The sequence below is a fragment of the Mycobacterium sp. 852002-51152_SCH6134967 genome, from assembly GCF_001667105.1.
Taxonomy (GTDB): domain Bacteria; phylum Actinomycetota; class Actinomycetes; order Mycobacteriales; family Mycobacteriaceae; genus Mycobacterium; species Mycobacterium neumannii_A.
The window spans coordinates 1-1,315 of sequence record NZ_LZIK01000037.1; the positions used below are offsets into that span (position 1 = coordinate 1).

General features: G+C 62.4%; 1 protein-coding gene. It reads left to right on the forward strand.

The window, feature by feature from the left end; all coding sequences use genetic code 11:
- Positions 1–77: 77 nt before the first annotated feature.
- A complete protein-coding gene (locus tag A5790_RS12185) occupies positions 78–1,271 on the forward strand; it encodes an IS481 family transposase (RefSeq protein ID WP_066844195.1) in 1,194 nt (397 codons plus the stop codon).
- Positions 1,272–1,315: the final 44 nt, after the last annotated feature.

The following is a 1,315-nucleotide window of genomic DNA, read 5'->3' on the forward strand; positions in this document are numbered from 1 at the left end:
CAGTGTCTGATTCCACGACATAGTTGGCAGCTGTCTCGCGACATAGTTGACACCTCAGCTCAGCCTGGAGGTCGGCTATGTCGAAGGCGCAGCTCGTCATCACCGCGGTGATGCTGGAAGGTCGCAGTAAAAGCGCGGTAGCCCGCGATTACGACGTCTCCCGCTACTGGGTTCAGCAGCTGTGTCAGCGCTACCAGCGCGAAGGGACAGCGGCGTTTCAACCGCGCTCACGCCGACCCCACCACAATCCCCGCGCCGTGGACCCCGCCATCGAAGAAACGATCGTGCGGCTGCGGAAAACACTGACCAAACGCGGCTATGACGCCGGCGCTGACACCATCGCCAGCCACCTGACCGCCGACCCAACCATCACCGACATACCAGCCGTGTCCACGATCTGGCGCATCCTGCACCGCCGCGGATTCGTCACCCCCCAACCGCACAAACGCCCCCGCTCAGCCTGGAAACGCTTCGAAGCCGATATGCCCAACCAATGCTGGCAAGCCGACGTCACCCACTGGCAGCTCGCCGACCACACCGCCGTCGAAATCCTCAACATCATCGACGACCACTCCCGACTAGCCATCGCCAGCCACGCCCGACGCGTCACCACCGGCCCAGACGTCATCGACACCGTCACCGCCGCAATAACCCGTTGGGGCACACCAGCATCAGTACTCACCGACAACGGCGCTATCTTCACCGCCACACCCCGGCGCGGCGGCCGCACCGCCCTGCAAGTGCTGCTGGGCGAACTCGGCGTCGCCTACATCAACTCCCGGCCGTATCACCCACAAACCTGCGGGAAAGTCGAACGCTTCCACCAAACCCTCAAAAAACACCTCCGCGCCCAACCCGCAGCGATGACCGTCGCCGACCTACAAACCCAACTCGACGCCTTCACCGACTACTACAACCAAACCCGACCCCACCGCGCATGCCACCGGCACACCCCGATGCAGGCCTACACCGCCCGACCCAAAGCCACCCCGACGGGCTACACCATCGCCCCGCACTACCGGGTACGCCACGACAGAATCGACAAAGGCGGAGTCATCACCATCCGCTACAACAGCCGCCTGCACCACATAGGCCTGTCCAAACACCTACGCGGCACCCAAGTCCTCGTCCTAATCGACGACCTCAACATCCGCGTCCTCGACAAAAACACCGCAACACTGATCAGGAAACTCAAACTCGACCCCACACGCGACTACCAACCACGCGGCGTCAAATGCGGAAAATCCCCCGAAAACCGGGTCGACATGTAAACGATGTCTCGGGACACCCGTCAACGATGTCCCGAGACATCACA